The 18,741-nt window shown below is 72.5% G+C and carries 22 protein-coding genes and 1 riboswitch; of the genes, 2 read left to right on the forward strand and 20 right to left on the reverse strand.

The features are described 5' to 3' along the window. Together ACWENR_RS07400 and thiE are read right to left on the reverse strand one after the other, a co-directional pair. Positions 1 to 448: FAD-dependent oxidoreductase (locus ACWENR_RS07400; protein ID WP_452276200.1), on the reverse strand; the 448-nt coding region annotated here is incomplete at its 3' end. Next, positions 442 to 1,068 (reverse strand): thiamine phosphate synthase, encoded by a 627-nt coding sequence (thiE, locus tag ACWENR_RS07405; protein WP_452276201.1) that lies wholly within the window; start codon positions 1,066 to 1,068, stop codon positions 442 to 444. The genes ACWENR_RS07400 and thiE, both read right to left, overlap by 7 nt. Further along, positions 1,063 to 1,171: riboswitch (TPP riboswitch) on the reverse strand. Its footprint overlaps the gene before it by 6 nt. 122 nt (positions 1,172 to 1,293) lie before the next feature. Here thiE and ACWENR_RS07410 point away from each other — a divergent pair. Further along, positions 1,294 to 2,199 carry a DUF559 domain-containing protein gene (locus tag ACWENR_RS07410; RefSeq protein ID WP_452276202.1) on the forward strand — a complete coding sequence of 302 codons (906 nt, stop codon included), beginning with the start codon at positions 1,294 to 1,296 and terminating at the stop codon, positions 2,197 to 2,199. Between the two features lie 676 nt (positions 2,200 to 2,875). Here ACWENR_RS07410 and ACWENR_RS07415 read toward each other — a convergent pair. From ACWENR_RS07415 to ACWENR_RS07425, 3 genes are all read right to left on the reverse strand, one after another. Further along, positions 2,876 to 3,820, reverse strand: a complete 945-nt coding sequence (locus ACWENR_RS07415; protein WP_452276231.1) for an aldo/keto reductase — start codon at positions 3,818 to 3,820, stop codon at positions 2,876 to 2,878. Positions 3,821 to 4,095: 275 nt separating this feature from the next. Beyond that, positions 4,096 to 5,775 (reverse strand): ABC-F family ATP-binding cassette domain-containing protein, encoded by a 1,680-nt coding sequence (locus ACWENR_RS07420; protein WP_452276203.1) that lies wholly within the window; start codon positions 5,773 to 5,775, stop codon positions 4,096 to 4,098. A 41-nt stretch (positions 5,776 to 5,816) separates the two neighbouring features. Continuing rightward, on the reverse strand, positions 5,817 to 6,422 hold the full coding sequence (locus tag ACWENR_RS07425; protein ID WP_452276204.1) for a class I SAM-dependent methyltransferase: 606 nt from the start codon (positions 6,420 to 6,422) through the stop codon (positions 5,817 to 5,819). Positions 6,423 to 6,558: 136 nt separating this feature from the next. Between ACWENR_RS07425 and ACWENR_RS07430 the strand changes: the two genes are divergently transcribed. Next, on the forward strand, positions 6,559 to 7,692 hold the full coding sequence (locus ACWENR_RS07430; RefSeq protein ID WP_452276205.1) for a hypothetical protein: 1,134 nt from the start codon (positions 6,559 to 6,561) through the stop codon (positions 7,690 to 7,692). Positions 7,693 to 7,772: 80 nt separating this feature from the next. Here the strand turns inward: ACWENR_RS07430 and ACWENR_RS07435 are convergent, their stop codons facing one another. The 15 genes from ACWENR_RS07435 to rpsE form a co-directional block, all read right to left on the reverse strand. Next, positions 7,773 to 8,819: a P1 family peptidase gene (locus tag ACWENR_RS07435; protein ID WP_452276206.1), complete on the reverse strand. Its 1,047-nt coding sequence runs from the start codon at positions 8,817 to 8,819 to the stop codon at positions 7,773 to 7,775. Positions 8,820 to 9,001: 182 nt separating this feature from the next. Then, complete coding sequence (gene truA / locus ACWENR_RS07440; RefSeq protein WP_452276207.1) at positions 9,002 to 9,832, reverse strand: tRNA pseudouridine(38-40) synthase TruA; 831 nt, start codon at positions 9,830 to 9,832, stop codon at positions 9,002 to 9,004. Between the two features lie 68 nt (positions 9,833 to 9,900). Beyond that, the gene (gene rplQ / locus ACWENR_RS07445) at positions 9,901 to 10,461 is read right to left on the reverse strand and encodes a 50S ribosomal protein L17 (RefSeq protein WP_436688102.1); all 561 of its coding nucleotides are present in this window, start codon (positions 10,459 to 10,461) and stop codon (positions 9,901 to 9,903) included. A 34-nt stretch (positions 10,462 to 10,495) separates the two neighbouring features. Next, entirely contained in the window at positions 10,496 to 11,518 is a 1,023-nt protein-coding gene (locus ACWENR_RS07450; RefSeq protein WP_013735931.1) for a DNA-directed RNA polymerase subunit alpha, read from the reverse strand. 99 nt (positions 11,519 to 11,617) lie between these two features. Then, entirely contained in the window at positions 11,618 to 12,244 is a 627-nt protein-coding gene (gene rpsD / locus ACWENR_RS07455) for a 30S ribosomal protein S4 (protein WP_088998366.1), read from the reverse strand. Between the two features lie 13 nt (positions 12,245 to 12,257). Further along, a complete protein-coding gene (gene rpsK / locus ACWENR_RS07460) occupies positions 12,258 to 12,665 on the reverse strand; it encodes a 30S ribosomal protein S11 (RefSeq protein ID WP_014440747.1) in 408 nt (135 codons plus the stop codon). 17 nt (positions 12,666 to 12,682) lie between these two features. After that, complete coding sequence (gene rpsM / locus ACWENR_RS07465; protein ID WP_091290326.1) at positions 12,683 to 13,063, reverse strand: 30S ribosomal protein S13; 381 nt, start codon at positions 13,061 to 13,063, stop codon at positions 12,683 to 12,685. Positions 13,064 to 13,326: 263 nt separating this feature from the next. Continuing rightward, entirely contained in the window at positions 13,327 to 13,440 is a 114-nt protein-coding gene (gene rpmJ, locus ACWENR_RS07470) for a 50S ribosomal protein L36 (RefSeq protein ID WP_012184307.1), read from the reverse strand. A 93-nt stretch (positions 13,441 to 13,533) separates the two neighbouring features. Continuing rightward, entirely contained in the window at positions 13,534 to 13,755 is a 222-nt protein-coding gene (infA, locus tag ACWENR_RS07475; protein WP_007073013.1) for a translation initiation factor IF-1, read from the reverse strand. 562 nt (positions 13,756 to 14,317) lie between these two features. Then, a complete protein-coding gene (gene map, locus ACWENR_RS07480; RefSeq protein WP_452276208.1) occupies positions 14,318 to 15,169 on the reverse strand; it encodes a type I methionyl aminopeptidase in 852 nt (283 codons plus the stop codon). Between the two features lie 93 nt (positions 15,170 to 15,262). Further along, complete coding sequence (locus tag ACWENR_RS07485; RefSeq protein WP_350681984.1) at positions 15,263 to 15,916, reverse strand: adenylate kinase; 654 nt, start codon at positions 15,914 to 15,916, stop codon at positions 15,263 to 15,265. Then, complete coding sequence (gene secY, locus ACWENR_RS07490; RefSeq protein ID WP_452276209.1) at positions 15,917 to 17,245, reverse strand: preprotein translocase subunit SecY; 1,329 nt, start codon at positions 17,243 to 17,245, stop codon at positions 15,917 to 15,919. A 235-nt stretch (positions 17,246 to 17,480) separates the two neighbouring features. After that, complete coding sequence (gene rplO / locus ACWENR_RS07495) at positions 17,481 to 17,924, reverse strand: 50S ribosomal protein L15 (RefSeq protein WP_091102583.1); 444 nt, start codon at positions 17,922 to 17,924, stop codon at positions 17,481 to 17,483. Continuing rightward, positions 17,924 to 18,106, reverse strand: coding sequence for a 50S ribosomal protein L30 (gene rpmD / locus ACWENR_RS07500; protein ID WP_007073018.1), 183 nt, complete (start codon positions 18,104 to 18,106; stop codon positions 17,924 to 17,926). Before rpmD ends, rplO begins: the two co-directional genes overlap by 1 nt. Then, positions 18,106 to 18,720, reverse strand: coding sequence for a 30S ribosomal protein S5 (gene rpsE / locus ACWENR_RS07505; RefSeq protein WP_091102580.1), 615 nt, complete (start codon positions 18,718 to 18,720; stop codon positions 18,106 to 18,108). Before rpsE ends, rpmD begins: the two co-directional genes overlap by 1 nt. Positions 18,721 to 18,741 lie beyond the last annotated feature (21 nt).

Below are 18,741 nucleotides of genomic sequence, written 5' to 3' on the forward strand. Positions count from 1 at the left end.
CGGTGGCGGCGAGCGCGCCGCCGCGCACCCGGGGGGCCAGCGCCGGCTCGCGGTCCCGCAGCGCCGAGGGGCGCAGCGGCGTCACGGGCAGTCCGAGACCCTGCTGGTACGCCCACAGCCGCCGCGCCTCCGCCAGGTCGTCGGCGGTGAGCCCGACCATCAGGGTGCCCTCGGTGCGGTAGCCGATGTCCACGCCGGAGGCGACGGTCAGCTCGGCGGCGAAGGCGGGCCAGCGGGCGGCGGAGGCGGTCAGCAGCCCGGTCAGCTCGTGCTCCCCGAAGTACGCCTCGGCGACCGGGGCGAGCATCCCGGCGGCGACGTGGGACGCGCCGGAGCCCGGGGCGGGATCGTGGACGACGACGCGGAGCCCGCGCGCCGCGCAGCGCCACGCGATCCCCAGCCCGACCGGTCCCGCCCCCACCACGGCGACGTCCGGCCGGCTCAGCACCCCAGGGCTCCCAGCAGCTCCGCCGTCGCCCGGCCCGGGTCGGCCGCCCCGGAGAGCGCCCCCACCACCGCCAACCCGTACGCCCCGGCGGCCAGCAGCGCCGGCGCGGCGGCGGCGGTCACGCCGCCGATCGCGACGACCGGCACGTCCACCGCCTCGGCGACGGCGCGTACCCCGGCCGGGCCGATCGGTGCCGGCAGCCCGCTCTTGGTGCTGGTGGCGTGGCAGGGGCCCACGCCCAGGTAGCTGGCCCCGGCGGCGACCGCCTCGGCGGCCGTTACCGGCTCGCGCGCCGTGGCCCCGAGCACGGCGGTCGCGCCGAGCACCCGGCGGGCCGCCCCGACCGGCAGGTCGTCCGCGCCGACGTGCCCGCCCGCGGCGCCCACCGCCAGCGCCACGTGCAGCCGGTCGTTGACCAGGCAGGTGGCGCCGTACGGCGCGCAGAGCGCGACCACCCGGCGGGCCAGGTCGTACGCCTCCCGGTCGGTGGCGTCGTCCTCCACGCGGACCTGTACGACCAGTTCGGCGCGGGCCACCGGAAGCGCGGCCCGCAGAACGGCCAGCGGGTCGCGCCCGGGTCGGGTGTCGGTGATCAGATGCAGTCGCCCGAGGGACGGCACGGCAACACTCCTCCCTGCGCCGGCATTACCCGGATCAGGTTCGACGGTCGGGGGCTCACAGCCCCCCTCTCAGCCCGGTCCACCGGGCTCCCGTGGGTCACTTGCGGGTGTCACCGTACGACGGATCGCCGGATCCGCCAAGGTCGGGATGCGGATTTCACATCGACCGCCCGATCCCAACGGTCGGGGCAGCGGGTGACCGCCCGATCACGCCATGCTGTCCGGATGCCCTCCGCCGCCCGGGTTCCGCCACGCCTGGCCTTCCAGCCGTTCCGGGCCAGCGCCGCCGTGGCCGACGGGCTCCTGACCTGGACGATGCTGCGCGGGCCGTCCTGGCGGCGGCTCCTCCCCGACGTCCACGTGCACCGCGACGGCTACCGGGCCGACGACCACCGCTTCTGGTGCGACGCGGTCGCACTGGCGCTGCCGGTCGGCGGGGTCATCGCCGGCCGCAGCGCCGCGTACCTGTGGGGCGTCGACCTGCTGGCCCGGGACGCGCCGGTCACCGTCCTGCTGCCACGCGCCGCGCGGATGCGCCCCCACCCTCGTCTTCGGGCGATCCGCTCCGTGGTGCCGGATTCCGACCGCGCGCGCTTCGGCGGCCTGCCCGTCACCACTGCCCTGCGCACCGCCTTCGACCTGGGCCGGCAGGCGCCTCGGGACGAGGCTCTGGTCGCCGTGGACGCGCTGCTGCACCGCCGGCTGGTCAAGCTCGGCACGCTGCGCGCCTACGCCGACGCGCGGCCCGGATGGCCGGGGCTGTCCCTGCTGCGAGAGGTCCTGGCCCTGGCGAATCCGCTGGCCGAGTCCCCGATGGAGACCCGTCTGCGGCTTCTCCTGCTCGACGCTGGGCTACCGCCCGCGATCGCCCAGCACGACGTGCGCGATCCCTCCGGGCGCTTCGTCGGCCGGGTCGACCTGGCGTGGCCGGCCCTGCGCGTCGCGGTCGAGTACGACGGCGACCACCACCGGGAACGCGCCCACTTCCGGCAGGACGTCGCCCGGCTGAACGCGCTGCGCGCGGCCGGCTGGGTCGTCCTCCGCTTCACCGCCGACGACGTGCTCAGACACCGGGCCCGCACCGCCGCCCTGGTCAGCCAGGCCCTCCGCGAGCGCCACCCCTCCGCCTGACCCGCCGACGGCAGGCCACCGGGCCGGCCGGCAGACCGCCCGGTCCCCTGACCGGGACGGCCACCCCACCCGATGACCGTCCAACGTGGTGCCCACCAGACGTCGCTGACCGCCCAACCCGGCAACCGCCCAACGCGGTGGTCGGCTGACGCGGCAACCGGCTGGCTCAGTGGAACACCACGGGTGCCTCCGCCACCCTTTGACACCCATGACGTTCCACCGACGGGCGCGCGCCCGACGCGGCGACCGCCCGACGCGGCAACCGGCTGGCTCAGTGGAACACCACGGGTGCCTCCGCCACCCTTTGACACCCATGACGTTCCACCGACGGCGACCCGCCCGACGCCTCGCCCTACCCCCCGCCGGCGGCGCCAGCCCCAGCGCCAACGTCAGCCCAAGCCCCAGCGTCGACCGCACCACCAGCACCAACGTCAGCCCCAGCGCCGACCGCACCACCAGCACCAGCGTCGGTGGCACGTGGTGGTGTGTCCGGGGGCAGGTGACACTCGTGTTGTTCCACTCAGCCACCCGTGGGCCCCGCAGCGGGCGGTCGGCGGGCGACGGGTGGTGGGCACGCCCGCTCCCCGCCCAGGCAGGACGGGCAGCGCTCGTCCGGGTCGGCGCACCGCCCCGGTACGCGGGTGTCGCGCGGGTGCCGGGGCGGTGTCGACGTGGCTCAGAGGGCGGCGCGGAGGGCGTCGAGGTCCTCGTCGGTGGGCTGCCAGGCGCCCGCCTCGGCGTTGGCCCGCACCTGCTCCGGCGTGGTGGCGCCGGCGATCACCGAGGTCACGGCCGGCTGGGCGGCCAGCCCGCCGATCGCCACCTGGAGCATCGACAGTCCCCGCTCCTTCGCGTACGCCTCGATGGCCTCGATGGTGTCCCAGTCGGCGGCGGCGAGGCGCTCGGCGTACCGGCCGCCACCGGCGAGGCGGCTGCCGGCCGGCGGGGCCTGGTCGCGCCGGTACTTGCCGGTGAGCAGCCCGTTGGCGAGCGGGAAGAACGGCAACAGCCCGAGGCCGAACCGCTCGCAGGCCGGCACCACCTCGGTCTCGACGGAGCGTTCCAGCAGGCTGTAGTGGTTCTGGGCGCTGATGAACCGCGACCGGCCGTTGGACGACGCCACCCAGTCGGCGTCGGCGATCTGCCACCCGGCGAAGTTGGAGTTGCCCAGGTAGCGCACCTTGCCGGCGCGGACCAGGTCGTCGAGCGCGGCGAGGGTCTCGTCGATCGGGGTGCCCGGGTCCGGCTCGTGCATCTGGTACAGGTCGATGTGGTCGGTGCCGAGCCGGCGCAGCGACGCCTCCACCGCGCGGGCGATGTAGCGCCGCGCGCCCCGGGCGCCGAAGTCGGGGCCGTTGAGTCCGTGCATGTCCATGCCGAACTTGGTGGCCACCACCACGTCGTCGCGGCGGCCCTTGAGCGCCTGGCCGAGCAGTTCCTCGGAGCCGCCCTGCGGCTCGCCGTAGATGTCGGCGGTGTCGAAGAAGTTGATCCCGGCGTCGAGCGCGGCGTCGACCACCGCCCGGGTGCCGTCGAGGTCCAGCTTGCGGCCGAAGTTGTTGCAGCCGATGCCGACCACGGACACCACGAGCCCGGAGTCGCCCAGCCGGCGATAGGTCATCTCAGTCACGAGATCAACCCTATGCCGGCCACGAGCCGCACGCCGAGGAGCGGCGAACCCGCCGCCCCGACCGGCCGAACACCCCGGCGGCGAGACGGCGGTCGGCGGGGATCAAGCGAGACGGCGGTCGGCGGGGATCAAGCGAGACGGCGGTCGGCGAGGCAGGCGGGGATCAAGCGAGACGGCGGTCGGCGAGGCAGGCGGGGATCACGCGAGACGGCGGTCGGCGAGGCTCACGCCACGGCGGTCGGCGAGGTCGGCGAGGCAGGCGGGGGTCACGCCACGTCCCAGACCGGTTCGGGGGTCTCCACCACCTCGTTGTCGCCGCGGAAGAGCACGAACCGGTCGAACGACCGGGTGAACCAGCGGTCGTGGGTCACCGCCACGACGGTCCCCTCGAACGCGTTCAGGCCGGCCTCCAGTGCCTCGGCGGAGGCCAGGTCGAGGTTGTCGGTGGGCTCGTCGAGCAGCAGGAGCGTCGCGCCGGAGAGCTCCAGCAGCAGCACCAGGAAGCGCGCCTGCTGCCCGCCGGAGAGGGTGCCGAAGCGCTGGTCGCCCTGCCCGGCGAGTTCGTACCGGCTCAGCGCCGCCATCGCCGCGTGCCGGTCCATGCCGGCGCGGTGGTCGTCGCCCCGCCACAGGATCTCGACGAGGGTCCTGGTCATCAGCTCCGGCCGGTCGTGGGTCTGCGAGAAGTGCCCGGCGCGTACCCGCGCGCCGAGCCGGGCCACCCCGGCGTGGGCGACCGGCGCCAGCGCCGCCGCCCCGTCGACCGGGCCGTTGGCGGGGTCGGGGTCGGTGCCGCCCCGGGCCAGCAGCCGCAGGAAGTGCGACTTGCCGGTGCCGTTGGCGCCGAGCACCGCGACCCGGTCGCCGTACCAGATCTCCAGGTCGAACGGGTAGGTCAGGCCGTCGAGTTCGAGCTGTTCGCAGACCACCGCGCGCTTGCCGGTCCGCCCGCCGGTCAGCCGCATCCGGATGTCCTGGTCCTTCGGCGGTACGGGCGGCGGCCCGGCCTCCTCGAACTTGCGCAGCCGGGTCTGCGCGGCCTGGTAGCGCGAGGCCATTCCGTCGTTGTACGCGGCCTTCTGCTTGTACATCAGCATCAGCTCGCGCAGCTTCTGGTGCTCCTCGTCCCAGCGTTTGCGCAGCTCGTCGAGGCGGGCGTGCCGGGCCACCCGCGCGGAGTGCCAGCTCGCGAAGCCGCTCGGGTGCACCCAGGTGCTGCCGCCCTCCACGGCGACCACCCGGTCGGCGGTGTGGGCGAGCAGTTCCCGGTCGTGCGAGACGTAGAGCACCGACTTGCCGGACTCTCGCAGCCGTCCTTCCAGCCACCGCTTGCCGGGCACGTCGAGGAAGTTGTCCGGCTCGTCGAGGAGCAGCACCTCGTCGGGGCCGCGCAGCAGCAGTTCGAGGGCGAACCGTTTCTGCTGGCCGCCGGAGAGGGTCCGCACCGGGCGTTCCCGGGCGGCGTCCCACGGCAGGCCGAGCACGATCGTGGCGACGGTGTCGAAGAGGACCTCGGTGTCGTACCCGCCGATCTCGCCCCAGGCCGCGAGCGCGTCCGCGTACGCCAGCTGGGCCTTGCCGGCGGCGGTGCTGTACTTGCCACGCACCTCGGCCGCCCGCATGGCCGACTCGGTCGCGGCGAGCCGACGGCCGGCGTCGCGCAGTGCCGGCGGGGCCAGCGACAACGCGAGGTCGCCCAGCGTGGACTCGTCGCCGATCATGCCGATGAACTGGCGCATCACGCCGAGCCCGCCGGCCCGCGCGATGGCGCCCGTCTTCACCGGCAGGTCGCCGGCGACCATCCGCAGCAGGGTCGTCTTGCCGGCGCCGTTCGGCCCGACGAGGGCCACCTTGGCGCCCTCACCGACCCGGAACGACACGTCGGCGAAGAGCTCCCGGCCGTCCGGGAGGATGTGCCCGACCGCCGCCACGTCCACGTATCCCACGTCGGCATCCTGCCCGAGCGGCCGCCCCGCGGCCCAGCCAATTACCGGGTGACGCGCAGGACCCGGTAGCCCTTCTGGCTGGCGTGCCGCTCGACCCGCCAGCCCTGCTCGACCAGCCAGCGGTGCAGCGAGTCGCCGCCGAGGTGGCGGGCGACGACCAGCCAGGCCACGCCGTCGGGGGCGAGCCGGGGCAGCCAGCGCAGCAGCATCCGGTGCAGCTCGTCCTTGCCGACCCGGATCGGCGGGTTGGACCAGAGCTGGGCGAACGTGACGTCGGCGGGCACGTCGTCCGGCGCGGCGACGCGCACCCGGTCGGCCGCGCCGACCCGTGCCGCGTTGCCCGCCGTCAGCTCGCGGGCCCGCTCGTTGACGTCGACGGCCCACACGGTCGCCGTGGGCGCCGAGGTGGCCAGCACGCAGGTGATCGGCCCGAAGCCGCAGCCGAGGTCGAGCAGCGCGCCGGTGGTGCCGGCGGGCGGCAGCTCCGCCTTGTGCAGCAGCACCGCCGTGCCGGGGTCGAGGCGGGCGGCGGAGAACACCCCGCCGGCGGAGGTCAGGGTGTAGTCGCGGCCGGCGACGGAGAACTCGACCTCGCGCGGGTGGGCGGCCGTCGCGGGCTCAGCGGTGAAGTAGTGGTCGCCGGTCACGCCGGCAATTCTCGCACCGCCGTCCCGCCGGGCCGGCCCGGGCCCGGCGCGCGGGCTGAGCACGACCCGCAACATCCCGACCGACAATTTCCAATTATTACCCCCTAAAGGGACAATAACTCCTAGTCTGGGCGACATGGTGTATCGGTACGAGTCCGATGAGGACGCATTCATGGAGTACCCGGAGCCCGGGTCCGACCGGTCGGGGCTCGGTGCCGGTCCGCCTCCCCCGGCCGGCCCCTCCCCGTCCCGCTTCCCGACGCCGTCGCTGCCGCGGGCCAACCGGGTCGTGCTGCCGTCCGCCGAGCCGGAGCCCGTCCGCGCGGCGATCCCGGCGCCGCCCCCGCCGGACGAGCAGCAGCCGTACGCGCAGGCACAGCCGTACGCACCGGTCCAGTCGACGCCCCCGGTCGAGCCGAGCACGCCGGCCGGGCCGCCCGCGACCGCCGAGCCGAGCATGCCGGTGGGGCTACCCGCGCCACGGCGGGGCGGCGGACGGCTGTGGCAGGTGCTGGTCGGCGGCGCGGCCGTGCTCGTGCTGCTCGCGCTCTGCGGCCTCGCCGCCGCCGCCCTGATCGACGAGCGAGACCAGACCCCGCAGGCCACCTCCACCGGCCAGCCCGAGGTCGCCGAGTCCGCCGGGGCCGAGGCGCACGACCTCGACTCCCGGGACACCGACCAGGCGCCGCTGACCGCCAAGGAGGTCTTCCCCGGCAAGCAGCTCGTCGTCGCCGACGGGCAACCCGCCTACCGGGTGCTGAAGACCCACTCCAGCGCGAGCTGCGCGGTGGCGGCCACCGGGGAGGTCGCCGACCTGCTGGTCCGCCTCGGCTGCAACCAGGTGGTCCGCGCCACGCTCCGGACCCCCGACGGCGACCTCCTGGTCACCACCGGCCTGTTCAACCTGACCGACCGGAACAGCGCCGAGCGCGCCCGCGACCGGATCCGGCTCATGCTCGACGAGCGGCAGGGCCGGTTCCGGGGCATGGCGGCCGACGACGACAGCGAGGCCGTCGCCACCGCGCCGGCCCGGGTCGGCTGGCAGGTACGCGGCCACTACCTGGCGTACGCGGTGGTCGCCCGCGCCGACGGCGGGGCCATCCGGTCCGGCGACACCAAGGCCCGCGAGGTCCTCTTCGACATGATCGAGCTGCACCTCAACCGGGGCGTGCTGGAGCGCCGGGCGGACGGCGGGACGGCCGGCCAGCCGACCGACGAGGGCGCGGACCGCACCGGCTCGCAGGACGGCGGGGAACTGCCGGGCGAGTGACGGTGCCTGCGGTGTGGACGGGTGCGTGGACCACGGGGCCGCGCACCCGTCCGCGCGGGTAGGCCCGGTTCGAGCCGGCCTCAGCTCCGCAGGTCGACGCGGTGCGTCCGGAGCAGCTGCCGCATCCGGTCGTGCGGGACGGCGTACTTGGTCCGCCCGGCGAAGCCGACGGTGGTGCGCGCCGTGAACAGCGAGTTCAGCAGGGCCTCCTCCACCGCCTCCAGCACCGCCGCGAAGACCGGTTCCAGGTCGGGCTCGGGCGCCGTCGACGCCCCCGGGTCGGCCGTGGAGAACGCCAGCGCGTAGTCGCCGCTGCCGCCGGCGAAGTCCGATCCGACCCGCGCCATCGCGAACACGGCCCGGCGGGCGATCCGGCCGAGCTGCCGCGCGTCGAACCGGCCGTCCGTGGCGACCACGATCACGCAGGAGTTCCCCGGTCGCTCCGGCCGCCCCGGGGCCGTCGGCACGCCCACCTGCTCGCACCGGATCGGCACCCCCAGCACCTGGAGCACGCCGGAGAAGTTGGCCTGCGCCAGCACGCCGACGGTGACCGTGCCCCGCGACGTCGCGGCCAGCCGCGAGGACGTGCCGACGCCGGCCTTGAAGCCGAGGGCCGCCGTGCCCGTACCCGCGCCGACGGCCCCCTCGGCGGGCAGCCCGCCGCGCGCCTCGCCCAGCGCCGCGAGCACGTGCTCCGCCCGCACGGGTCGCGCCCGGATGTCGGAGAGGAACCCGTCGTTGGTCTCGGCCACCACCGGGTTCAGCGACTCGACCGTCTCCCGGCCCGGCTGCCCGAGCATGTAGGTGAGCAGCGCGTCCGCGGCCCGGAACGTGGACAGGGTCGCGGTCAGCACCACGGGGGTCTCGATCTCGCCCAGCTCGGTTACCTGGGTGGAGCCGACCATCTTGCCGTGCCCGTTGCCCACGAACAGCCCGGCGGGCAGCGACCGGCGATCGGTCAGCTGGTCCGGGACGATCGCCGTCACCCCGGTCCGGATGCTGTCGCCCTCGACCAGGGTGGTGTGCCCCACCCGCACGCCGGGGACGTCGGTGACGGCGTTCACCGGCCCCGTCGGCAGCGTCCCCACGACGATGCCGAGCTCGCGGGCCCGACGGGGTTCCTGCACGGCTCCCATCCCTTCTCGACTTGCTGCCGAACGCGTGGCCACCGCTGCCCGACGGGGGCGGGGACTCGCCCGGCCCCGGCTCGCCGGTGCCGCCTCGTGCGTGCCAGCGCTGCCGGCCCGCGGGCGCCGCGCCAGCCCCGCAGCGCCGCGCCGGCCCCGTCGGCGGTGCCGGGCCGACGCGGTCAACCCTCCAGGGGTACGCGCAGCCGGCGGGTCACCTCGGCGCGGCGGGCGTACTCGGCCGGGTCGTCGGGATAGCCCACGGCGACCAGGGTCAGCCCGTGCGCCGGGGCCACCGTCACCTCGCTGGAACGCTCCCGGCGAGCGAGCAGGCTGCCCGGCCACTCGACCGGGCGGCGGCCGTCCCCGGCCACCAGCATCGCCCCGACCAGGCTGCGCACCATCGCCTGGCAGAAGGCGTCGGCCTGCACGGTCGCGACGAGGATCCCGTCGGGGTCCCGCCGCCAGTCCAGCCGGGTCACCTCGCGCAGGGTGGTGGCGTTCTCCTTGCGCCGGCAGTACGCGGCGAAGTCGTGCTCCCCCACCAGGCCCGCCGCGGCGGCGTTGAGCGCGGCCAGGTCGAGCGGCTTCGGCCAGGCCAGCACCTCGTGCCGGCGCAGCGGCTCGGCGCCCCACGGCGCGTCGGTCACGCGGTACTCGTAGCGGCGGAAGGTGGCCGAGAACCGGGCGTCGAAGTCCGCCGGCACCGCCGTCATCGCGCGTACCCGCACGTCGGCGGGGAGCAGCCGGGCCAGCCGGCGCAGCAGCCGCCCCTCGTGCTCCCGCCACACGGCCGCGGGCAGGTCGACGTGGCAGACCTGCCCGGTGGCGTGCACGCCCGCGTCGGTGCGGCCCGCCACGGTCAGCCCGGTCGCCGTCCCGGCCCCGAGCACCAGGTCGAGGGTCTCCACGAGCACCCCGGCGACGGTGCGCCGCGTCGGCTGGGCGGCCCAGCCGGAGAAGCCGGAGCCGTCGTACGCGACGTCCAGCCGGAGCCGGGTGCGCTCGTCCACTCGTACCTCCGCCTCATGGATCGGGCCCGGCACCCCGTGTGGGGTGCCGGGCCCGACGGTGGCCTGGATCAGGCCTTGTCGTTCTCGCCGGCCTCGTCGCTGTCCTCGCGGGCGGCGGCGGTGTCGCCGGACGCCGACACGGGCGCCTCGGCGTCCTGGTCGCCCGAGTTCGACTTCGGGGTCTCCTCCGCCGGGGCGAGCGCCTCGACCTTGTCCTGCTGCGCGGCCTTGCGGGCGGCGGTCTTCTTGTTCGCCTTCGGCTCGGCGACCTGAAGCTCCTCGACCAGCTCGATGATCGCCATCGGCGCGGCGTCACCCTTGCGCGGACCGGTCTTCACGATCCGGGTGTAGCCACCGTTACGGTTGGCGTACCGGGGCGCGATCTGGTCGAACAGGGCGTAGACCACGTCCTTGTCCTTGACGACGCCCAGCACCCGCCGGCGGGACGCCAGGTCGCCGCGCTTGGCCTTGGTGATGAGCTGCTCGGCCAGCGGACGCAGCCGCCGGGCCTTCGTCTCGGTGGTCTGGATCTTGCCGTGCTGGAACAGCGCGGTGGCCAGGTTGGCCAGCATCAGCCGTTCGTGCGCGGGGCTGCCGCCGAGGCGGGGGCCCTTGGTGGGCGTGGGCATGCTTGGTGCTCCTCAGGTGTGGCGGCAGCGCGGACTAGAGCTGCTCGGTCTCGCGGTAGTCGTCGGTGTCGTAGTCGGCCTCGCCGAAGGCGTCCACGACGTGCGCCGGGTCGAAGTTCGGAGCCGAGTCCTTCAGCCCCAGACCCATCCCGGCGAGCTTCATCTTGACCTCGTCGATCGACTTCTGACCGAAGTTGCGGATGTCGAGGAGGTCGGCCTCGGTACGCCCGATGAGCTCACCAACGGAGTTGATGCCCTCGCGCTTGAGGCAGTTGTAGGAGCGGACGGTCAGGTCCAGCTCCTCGATCGGCAGCGCCAGGTCCGCCGCGAGCTGGGCGTCCTGCGGGGACGGCCCGATGTCGATGCCCTCGGCGGTCTCGTCCAGCTCCCGGGCCAGACCGAACAGCTCCACCAGCGTCGAGCCGGCCGAGGCCAGCGCCGTACGCGGACCCATCGACGGCTTGGTCTCGACGTCGATGATCAGCCGGTCGAAGTCGGTCCGCTGCTCGACACGGGTCGCCTCGACGCGGTAGGTCACCTTGAGCACCGGCGAGTAGATCGAGTCGACCGGGATCCGGCCGATCTCCGCGCCCGCCTGCTTGTTCTGCGCCGCCGTGACGTAGCCGCGGCCCCGCTCGACGGTCAGCTCCATGTCGAGCCGGCCCTTGCCGTTGAGGGTGGCGAGCTTCAGGTCGGGGTTGTGCACCGAGACGCCGGCCGGCGGCTGGATGTCGCCCGCCGTCACGTCGCCCGGGCCCTGCTTGCGCAGGTACATGCTGACCGGCTCGTCGTGCTCGGAGCTGACGCAGAGCTCCTTGATGTTCATGACGAGCTCGACCACGTCCTCCTTGACACCGGGGATCGTGGTGAACTCGTGCAGCACACCGTCGATCTTGATCGAGGTGACCGCGGCACCCGGGATCGACGACAGCAGCGTACGCCGCAGCGAGTTGCCCAGGGTGTAGCCGAAGCCGGGCTCCAGCGGCTCGATGGTGAACCGGGACCGGGTCTCGTTGATCGACTCCTCGGAGAGAGTCGGTCGCTGGCTGATGAGCATGTCTTCTCTTCTCTTCCGGGGCGCCCGCCATATGACGCCCACGACAAACTGTTCCGGTGGCCCGCCCCCGTGAGGGCGGGCCACCGCAACGAGCTCCGACTACTTGGAGTAGAGCTCGACGATCAGCTGCTCCTGGACCTGCGTGTCGATGACCTGGCGGGCCGGGAGCGAGTGCACGAGCACCTTCATCTGGCTGGGGATAGCCTCCAGCCACGCCGGAACCGACTTCGAGCCGGCCTCGGCCTGCGCCACGATGAACGGGGTGAGCTCCTTGCTCTTGCCCCGGACCTCGATGATGTCGTGCTCCTTGACGCGGTACGACGGGATGTCGACCTTCTTGCCGTTCACGGTGAAGTGGCCGTGCTTGACCAGCTGGCGGGCCATGTCCCGGGACTTGGCGTAGCCGGCCCGGTAGACCACGTTGTCCAGCCGCGACTCGAGGATCTGGAGCAGGACCTCACCGGTCTTGGCCTTCTTGCCCACGGCCTCTTCGTAGTAGCCGCGGAACTGCTTCTCCAGCACGCCGTAGACGCGGCGGGCCTTCTGCTTCTCGCGGAGCTGGAGCAGGTACTCCGTCTCCTTCGTGCGGCCGCGGCCGTGCTGCCCGGGCGGGAACGGCCGGGACTCGAACGGGCACTTCGGGCCATCGCACTTGCTGCCCTTGAGGAACAGCTTCATCTTCTCCCGCCGGCAACGGCGGCAGTCAGCACCGGTGTAACGAGCCATCTCTCTCTACCTCTCAGACCCGACGACGCTTGGGCGGACGGCACCCGTTGTGCGGCTGCGGGGTGACGTCGGAGATCTGTCCGACCTCGAGACCGGCGGCCTGCAGCGAACGGATGGCGGTCTCCCGGCCGGAGCCGGGGCCCTTGACGAACACGTCGACCTTGCGCATGCCGTGCTCCATGGCCCGGCGAGCGGCGGCCTCGGCGGCCAGCTGCGCGGCGAACGGAGTCGACTTGCGGGAGCCCTTGAAGCCCACCTGGCCGGACGAGGCCCAGGAGATGACCGCACCGGTCGGGTCCGTGATGGACACGATGGTGTTGTTGAAGGTGCTCTTGATGTGCGCCTGCCCGTGGGCGACGTTCTTGCGTTCCTTGCGCCGGACCTTCTTGACGGCGGCTCCGGCACGAGCCTTCGGTGGCATAAGTCTGTGCGCTCCTATTACTTCTTGCCGGGCTTCTTCTTGCCGGCGACGGTCCGCTTCGGGCCCTTCCGGGTCCGGGCGTTGGTCTTGGTCCGCTGGCCACGCACGGGCAGGCCCCGGCGGTGCCGGATGCCGGCGTAGCAGCCGATCTCGACCTTGCGGCGGATGTCAGCGGCGACCTCGCGGCGCAGGTCGCCTTCAACCTTGTAGTTGCCCTCGATGTGGTTGCGGAGCTGGACCAGCTCCTCGTCCGTAAGGTCCCGGACGCGCTTGTCCGGCGAGATGCCGGTGGCGGCGAGCGTCTCCAGGGCCCGGGTGCGACCCACGCCGAAGATGTAGGTGAGCGCGATCTCCATCCGCTTCTCGCGGGGGAGGTCGACGCCGACTAGACGTGCCATGTGCGGGCGTACTCCTCGTGATGTTCTGGCGGAGGTGTGGACCCGTCCCATCCCGCTACCGGCCGTCCCTGTCCCTCCGGCGTGCGCCGGCGACCGGGATCGGTCGCTGCCCGAGCGGGCCCCGGCCTCCGACCGGGGGTCAACCACTGAGAGGTACGCGCTGCGCACCGCTCGCGGCTGGAACGAGCATGTGATTCGTTGTCTGGATCCGCGGCCCGGACCGATTACGACCGACCGTTGTCGAACGGTCGGTCGGAACTGGTTCAGCCCTGGCGCTGCTTGTGGCGCGGGTCGGTGCAGATGACCATGACCCGGCCGTGCCGGCGGATGACCCGGCACTTGTTGCAGATCCTCTTGACGCTCGGCTTGACCTTCACGGTTGCCTTACTTCCCATCTGGCCCGAGGACGCGCCGAGGCGCGACACCGGACGTCGAAGACGGACACGGGGACGTCCCGGCCGTCGTCAGGACTACTTGTAGCGGTAGACGATGCGCCCGCGGGTCAGGTCGTACGGCGAGAGTTCGACGACGACCCGGTCCTCCGGCAGGATGCGGATGTAGTGCTGCCGCATCTTGCCGCTGATGTGAGCCAGCACCTTGTGGCCGTTCGCGAGCTCCACGCGGAACATTGCGTTCGGCAGGGGCTCGATGACCCGACCCTCGATCTCGATGGCTCCGTCTTTTTTCGGCATGTCCTCCGCTGTCCTGACGTCGGTTGCTCCGGACGGCCCACAACGTCTTACACGGGCGACTGATCAAGATCAGAGAACCCGCGCCAGCCGCGGCTCCGACTCCCACCGAAGCGCAGGGCGGGCATGCCGGAGTGGACGCTGTGCGCCGATCAGAAAGTGTACGCCCGCCTGCGGGCCGTCGCCAAACCGGCCGCCGCCCGGAGGGTCGGACCACCCGAAAGGTGACAGGGATCTCATTACCGCCGCGCGGCGCCCGGCGCGAACCCCGCCCGCCGGCGTCCTGCCGTGACCAGCCTCACCCTGGGATCGACGTCCGCCCCACTCGCGCCGCCCGCCAATCCCGCCAACGGCCCACGTCCCCGGTCAGGCCCCGAACCGGGCCGATCTCGCGGTTGCCCCGCCGAGGCCGGCCCCCGCGCCCGCCCACCGCTCCGGGCCGTCGCAGGGACGGAAGCCTGGGCCGCCCACCGAGCCGGCCCCCACTCCCGACCTCCTCCGGACTGCGGCAGGGCAGCCGGGCCTCGTGCGCAGCGACAGGGGTGGGCGGCGGGGTGAGCGGCGCTCAGACCGCCGGCGAGTCGGCGGGCTGGCGGGAGGTGACCAGTTCGCCCAGCCGGGCGCGACCGCCGTCCGGGGCGGTCAGCACCCAGACGCCGTCCGGCAGCAGCGCCATGCTGTGCTCGACGTGCACCGCCATCGACCGGTCCCGGGTGACGACGGTCCAGCCGTCGGAGAGTTCCACCGTCCGGGGCGAGCCCATCGTGATCATCGGCTCGATCGCCAGCGCCATGCCCGGCACGAGACGCGGGCCCTTCCCCGGCCGCCCGTGGTTGAGCACGTGCGGGTCCTGGTGCATCTCGGTGCCGATGCCGTGCCCGCCGTAGCCGTCGACGATGCCGTACCGGCCGCCCTTGCGGACCGCGTTCTCCACCGCGTGCGAGATGTCGGTGAGCCGGCCCTTGCCGCTGGCCGCGCCGCGCGCGGCGGCCGCGATGCCCGCCCACATGGCGTCCTCGGCCACCTCGGCCATCCTCAGCAGCGCCGGGTCGACCTCGCCCACGCCGACCGTGATGGCGGCGTCGCCGTGCCACCCGTCGAGCACCGCGCCGCAGTCGATCGAGATCAGGTCGCCGTCGCGGAGCACCTGCTGCGGCGACGGGATGGCGTGCACGACCTGCTCGTTGACCGACGAACAGATCGACGCGGGGAAGCCGTGGTAGCCCTTGAACGAGGGGACCGCGCCGGCCTCGCGGATGGTCGACTCGGCGATGGCGTCCAGGTCGGCGGTGCTGACCCCGGGGGCGACCGCCTCCCGCATCCGACGCAGCGCCTCGGCGACCACCAGCCCGGCGGCCCGCATCTTCTCGATCTGGTCAGGGGTCTTCAGCTGGATGTCCAGCTGGGGACGACGCATGGAGCCGTTACCTTTCGTTGCCGAAGCCGAAGAGCGGGGCACGTCGGACGTACCCCGCTCTTCGCACTCTATCCGCCGGAGCCCGGCGGGACGTCAGCCGCCGTACGACCGCAGGGCGTCGATGGCGCGGACGGTCACGTCCTCCACCGGGCCGGTGGCGTCGATCCCGACCAGCTTGCCCTGGGCGCCGTAGTAGTCGACGAGCGGCGCGGTCTTGTCCGCGTACTCCCGCAGGCGGGTGGCGATCGTCTCCGGCTTGTCGTCGTCGCGCTGGAACAGCTCGGCGCCGCACCGGTCGCAGATGCCCTCGCGGGTGGTCGCGTCGAACTCGACGTGCCAGATCTTGCCGCAGCCCCGGCACGTACGCCGGCCGGAGAGCCGCCGGATCACCTCGTCGTCGTCGACGACCAGCTCCAGCACCAGGTCGAGCGCGGTGCCCAGGTCGGCGAGGAGCTTGTCCAGCGCGGCGGCCTGGGGCGTGGTGCGCGGGAAGCCGTCGAGCAGGAAGCCCTCGGCGGCGTCCGGCTCGGCGAGGCGGTCCCGCACCATGTTGATGGTGACCTCGTCGGGCACCAGCTCGCCGGCGTCCATGTAGCGCTTCGCCTCGACGCCGAGCGGAGTGCCCTGCGAGACGTTCGACCGGAAGATGTCACCGGTGGAGATCTTCGGGACCGAGAGGTGCGCGGCGACGAACTCGGCCTGCGTACCTTTGCCCGCACCCGGCGGGCCAACCAGAACGAGTCTCATCTACCGCAGGAACCCTTCGTAGTTCCGCTGCATGAGTTGGCTCTCGATCTGCTTGGTGGTCTCCAGACCGACGCCGACCATGATCAGGACAGCGGTGCCGCCGAACGGGAAGTTGAGGTACTGCTGCTTGTCCAGCCAGATGAAGAAGAAGTTCGGCAGGATCGAGATGATGCCCAGGTAGAGGGCGCCCGGCAGGGTGATCCGGCTGAGGATGAAGTCCAGGTAGTCGGCGGTCGGCTTGCCGGGGCGGATGCCCGGCACGAAGCCGCCGTACTTCTTCATGTTGTCCGCGACCTCGGTCGGGTTGAACGTGATCGAGACGTAGAAGTACGTGAAGAAGATGATCAGCAGGAAGTAGACCGAGATGTAGATCGGGCTCGTCGGGTCGACCAGGTTGTTCTGGATCCACGCCTGGGTCTTGCCCGGGTTGGTCTGGTCGAAGAACTGCAGCGCCAGCTGGGGCAGGTAGAGCAGCGACGAGCCGAAGATGACCGGGATGACACCCGCCTGGTTGACCTTCAGCGGGATGTAGGTCGAGGTGCCGCCGTACATCCGCCGGCCGATCATGCGCTTGGCGTACTGCACCGGGATGCGGCGCTGGGCCTGCTCGATGAAGGTGACCGCGGTGATGACCACCAGGACCAGCGCGATGACCAGGAGGAAGCGGCTCCAGCCGCCGGTCTGCTTGATCTGCCAACCCTCGGCGGGGAGCCGGGCGGCGATCGAGGTGAAGATCAGGACGGACATGCCGTTGCCGACGCCCCGGTCGGTGATCAGCTCGCCGAGCCACATCACCACGCCGGTACCGGCGGTCATCGTCATGACCAGGACCGTCAGCGTCAGCCAGTCCGGGATCCCGGTGCCCTCGGGGATGATCGGGAACTGGTCGCACTGGTTCTGGAAGAGCTGGCCGGAGCGGGCCAGCGCCACGAACGCCGACGCCTGCAGGACACCCAGGCCCAGGGTCAGGTAGCGGGTGTACTGGGTGATCTTCGCCTGGCCGGCCTGGCCCTCCTTGCGGAGCTGCTCCAGCCGCGGGATGACCACCGTCAGCAGCTGCAGGATGATCGACGCGGTGATGTAGGGCATGATGCCCAGCGCGAAGACCGAGAGCTGCAGCAGCGCGCCGCCGGAGAAGAGGTTGAGCAGGTTCAACACCCCGGTGGAGCCGTTCTCCAGGGTGTCGAGGCACTTCTGGACGTTGCCGTACGAGACACCCGGACTGGGCAGCGTCGCCCCGAGCCGGTAGACCGCGATGATGCCTACTGTGAACAGCAGCTTCTTGCGCAGGTCAGGCGTACGGAACGCACTGAGAAAGGCGGACAGCAACTTCTTCCTCCTGCGCGCGGCGGGCCGCCGGTGATCCCGGGCGGGTCGGGGTGGGTGCCGGGCGAACGCCCGATATCCATAGCTGGGAAGGGACTCTAACAGCCCGATCCCGCTCCGGGCAGATGTGCCCGGCTACATAAACCGAATCCAATGTTACCCGGCGCACACATGCCGGGGAGACCATGGCGCCCGCCCAGTTGAGACAACTGAGCGGGCGCCACAGGTCGTACAGCCCTTACAGCTCGGTGACGGTGCCACCGGCGGCGGTGATCTTCTCCTTGGCCGACGCGCTGAACGCGTGCGCCGACACCTGGAGGGCGACCCCGCCGAGGTCCCCGGTGCCGAGGACCTTGACCGGCTGGCCCTTGCGGACCGCGCCGGCCTCGACGAGCTCCAGCGGGCCGACCTGGCCGCCGTTCGGGAACAGCTCGGCGAGCCGGTCCAGGTTGACCACCTGGAAGACCACCTTGAACTTGTTCTTGAAGCCCTTCATCTTCGGCAGGCGCATGTGGATGGGCATCTGCCCACCCTCGAACGCCGCCGAGATGTTCTTGCGGGCCTTGGAACCCTTGGTACCGCGACCGGCGGTCTTGCCCTTCGAGCCCTCACCGCGACCCACCCGGGTCTTCGCGGTCTTGGCACCGGGCGCCGGGCGCAGGTGGTGGACCTTGATCGTCATTACTCGACCTCCTCGACCTTCACGAGGTGGTTGACCGCGAAGATCATGCCGCGAATCTCCGGACGGTCCTCCTTGACCACCACGTCGTTGATCCGCTTGAGACCGAGCGAGCGCAGCGAGTCACGCTGGTTCTGCTTGGTCCCGATCTCGGACCGGACCTGGGTGACCTTCAGGCGAGCCATCAGGAAGCCACCCCCGCCCGCGACGCCAGCATGGCGGCCGGCGCGACGTCCTCGACCGGCAGACCACGACGGGCGGCGACGGCCTCGGGGGACTCGAGCCCCTTCAGCGCCGCCACGGTGGCGTGCACGATGTTGATCGGGTTCGACGAGCCGAGGCTCTTGGAGAGCACGTCGTGGATACCCGCGCACTCCAGCACGGCGCGCACCGGGCCACCGGCGATGACACCCGTACCGGCGGAGGCCGGCTTGAGCAGCACGACGCCGGCGGCGTCCTCGCCCTGCACCGGGTGCGGGATCGACTGACCGATCCGCGGCACCTTGAAGAAGTGCTTCTTGGCCTCCTCGACACCCTTGGCGATCGCCGCGGGCACCTCCTTGGCCTTTCCGTAGCCCACGCCGACGGTGCCGTCGCCGTCGCCCACGATCACCAGGGCGGTGAAGCTGAAGCGACGACCACCCTTCACGACCTTGGCGACGCGGTTGATCGCGACGACCCGCTCGAGGTGCGGGGTCTTCTCGACGGGCGCGTTTCCGCGGCCGCCCTCACGGCGGTTGTCGCGGCGACCACCCTCGTTGCCACCGGACCCGCCGCCACGGCGCTGTTGACCTGGCATCAGCAGCCTTCCTTCTCTCTC

Source organism: Micromonospora sp. NPDC004336 (assembly GCF_053602615.1).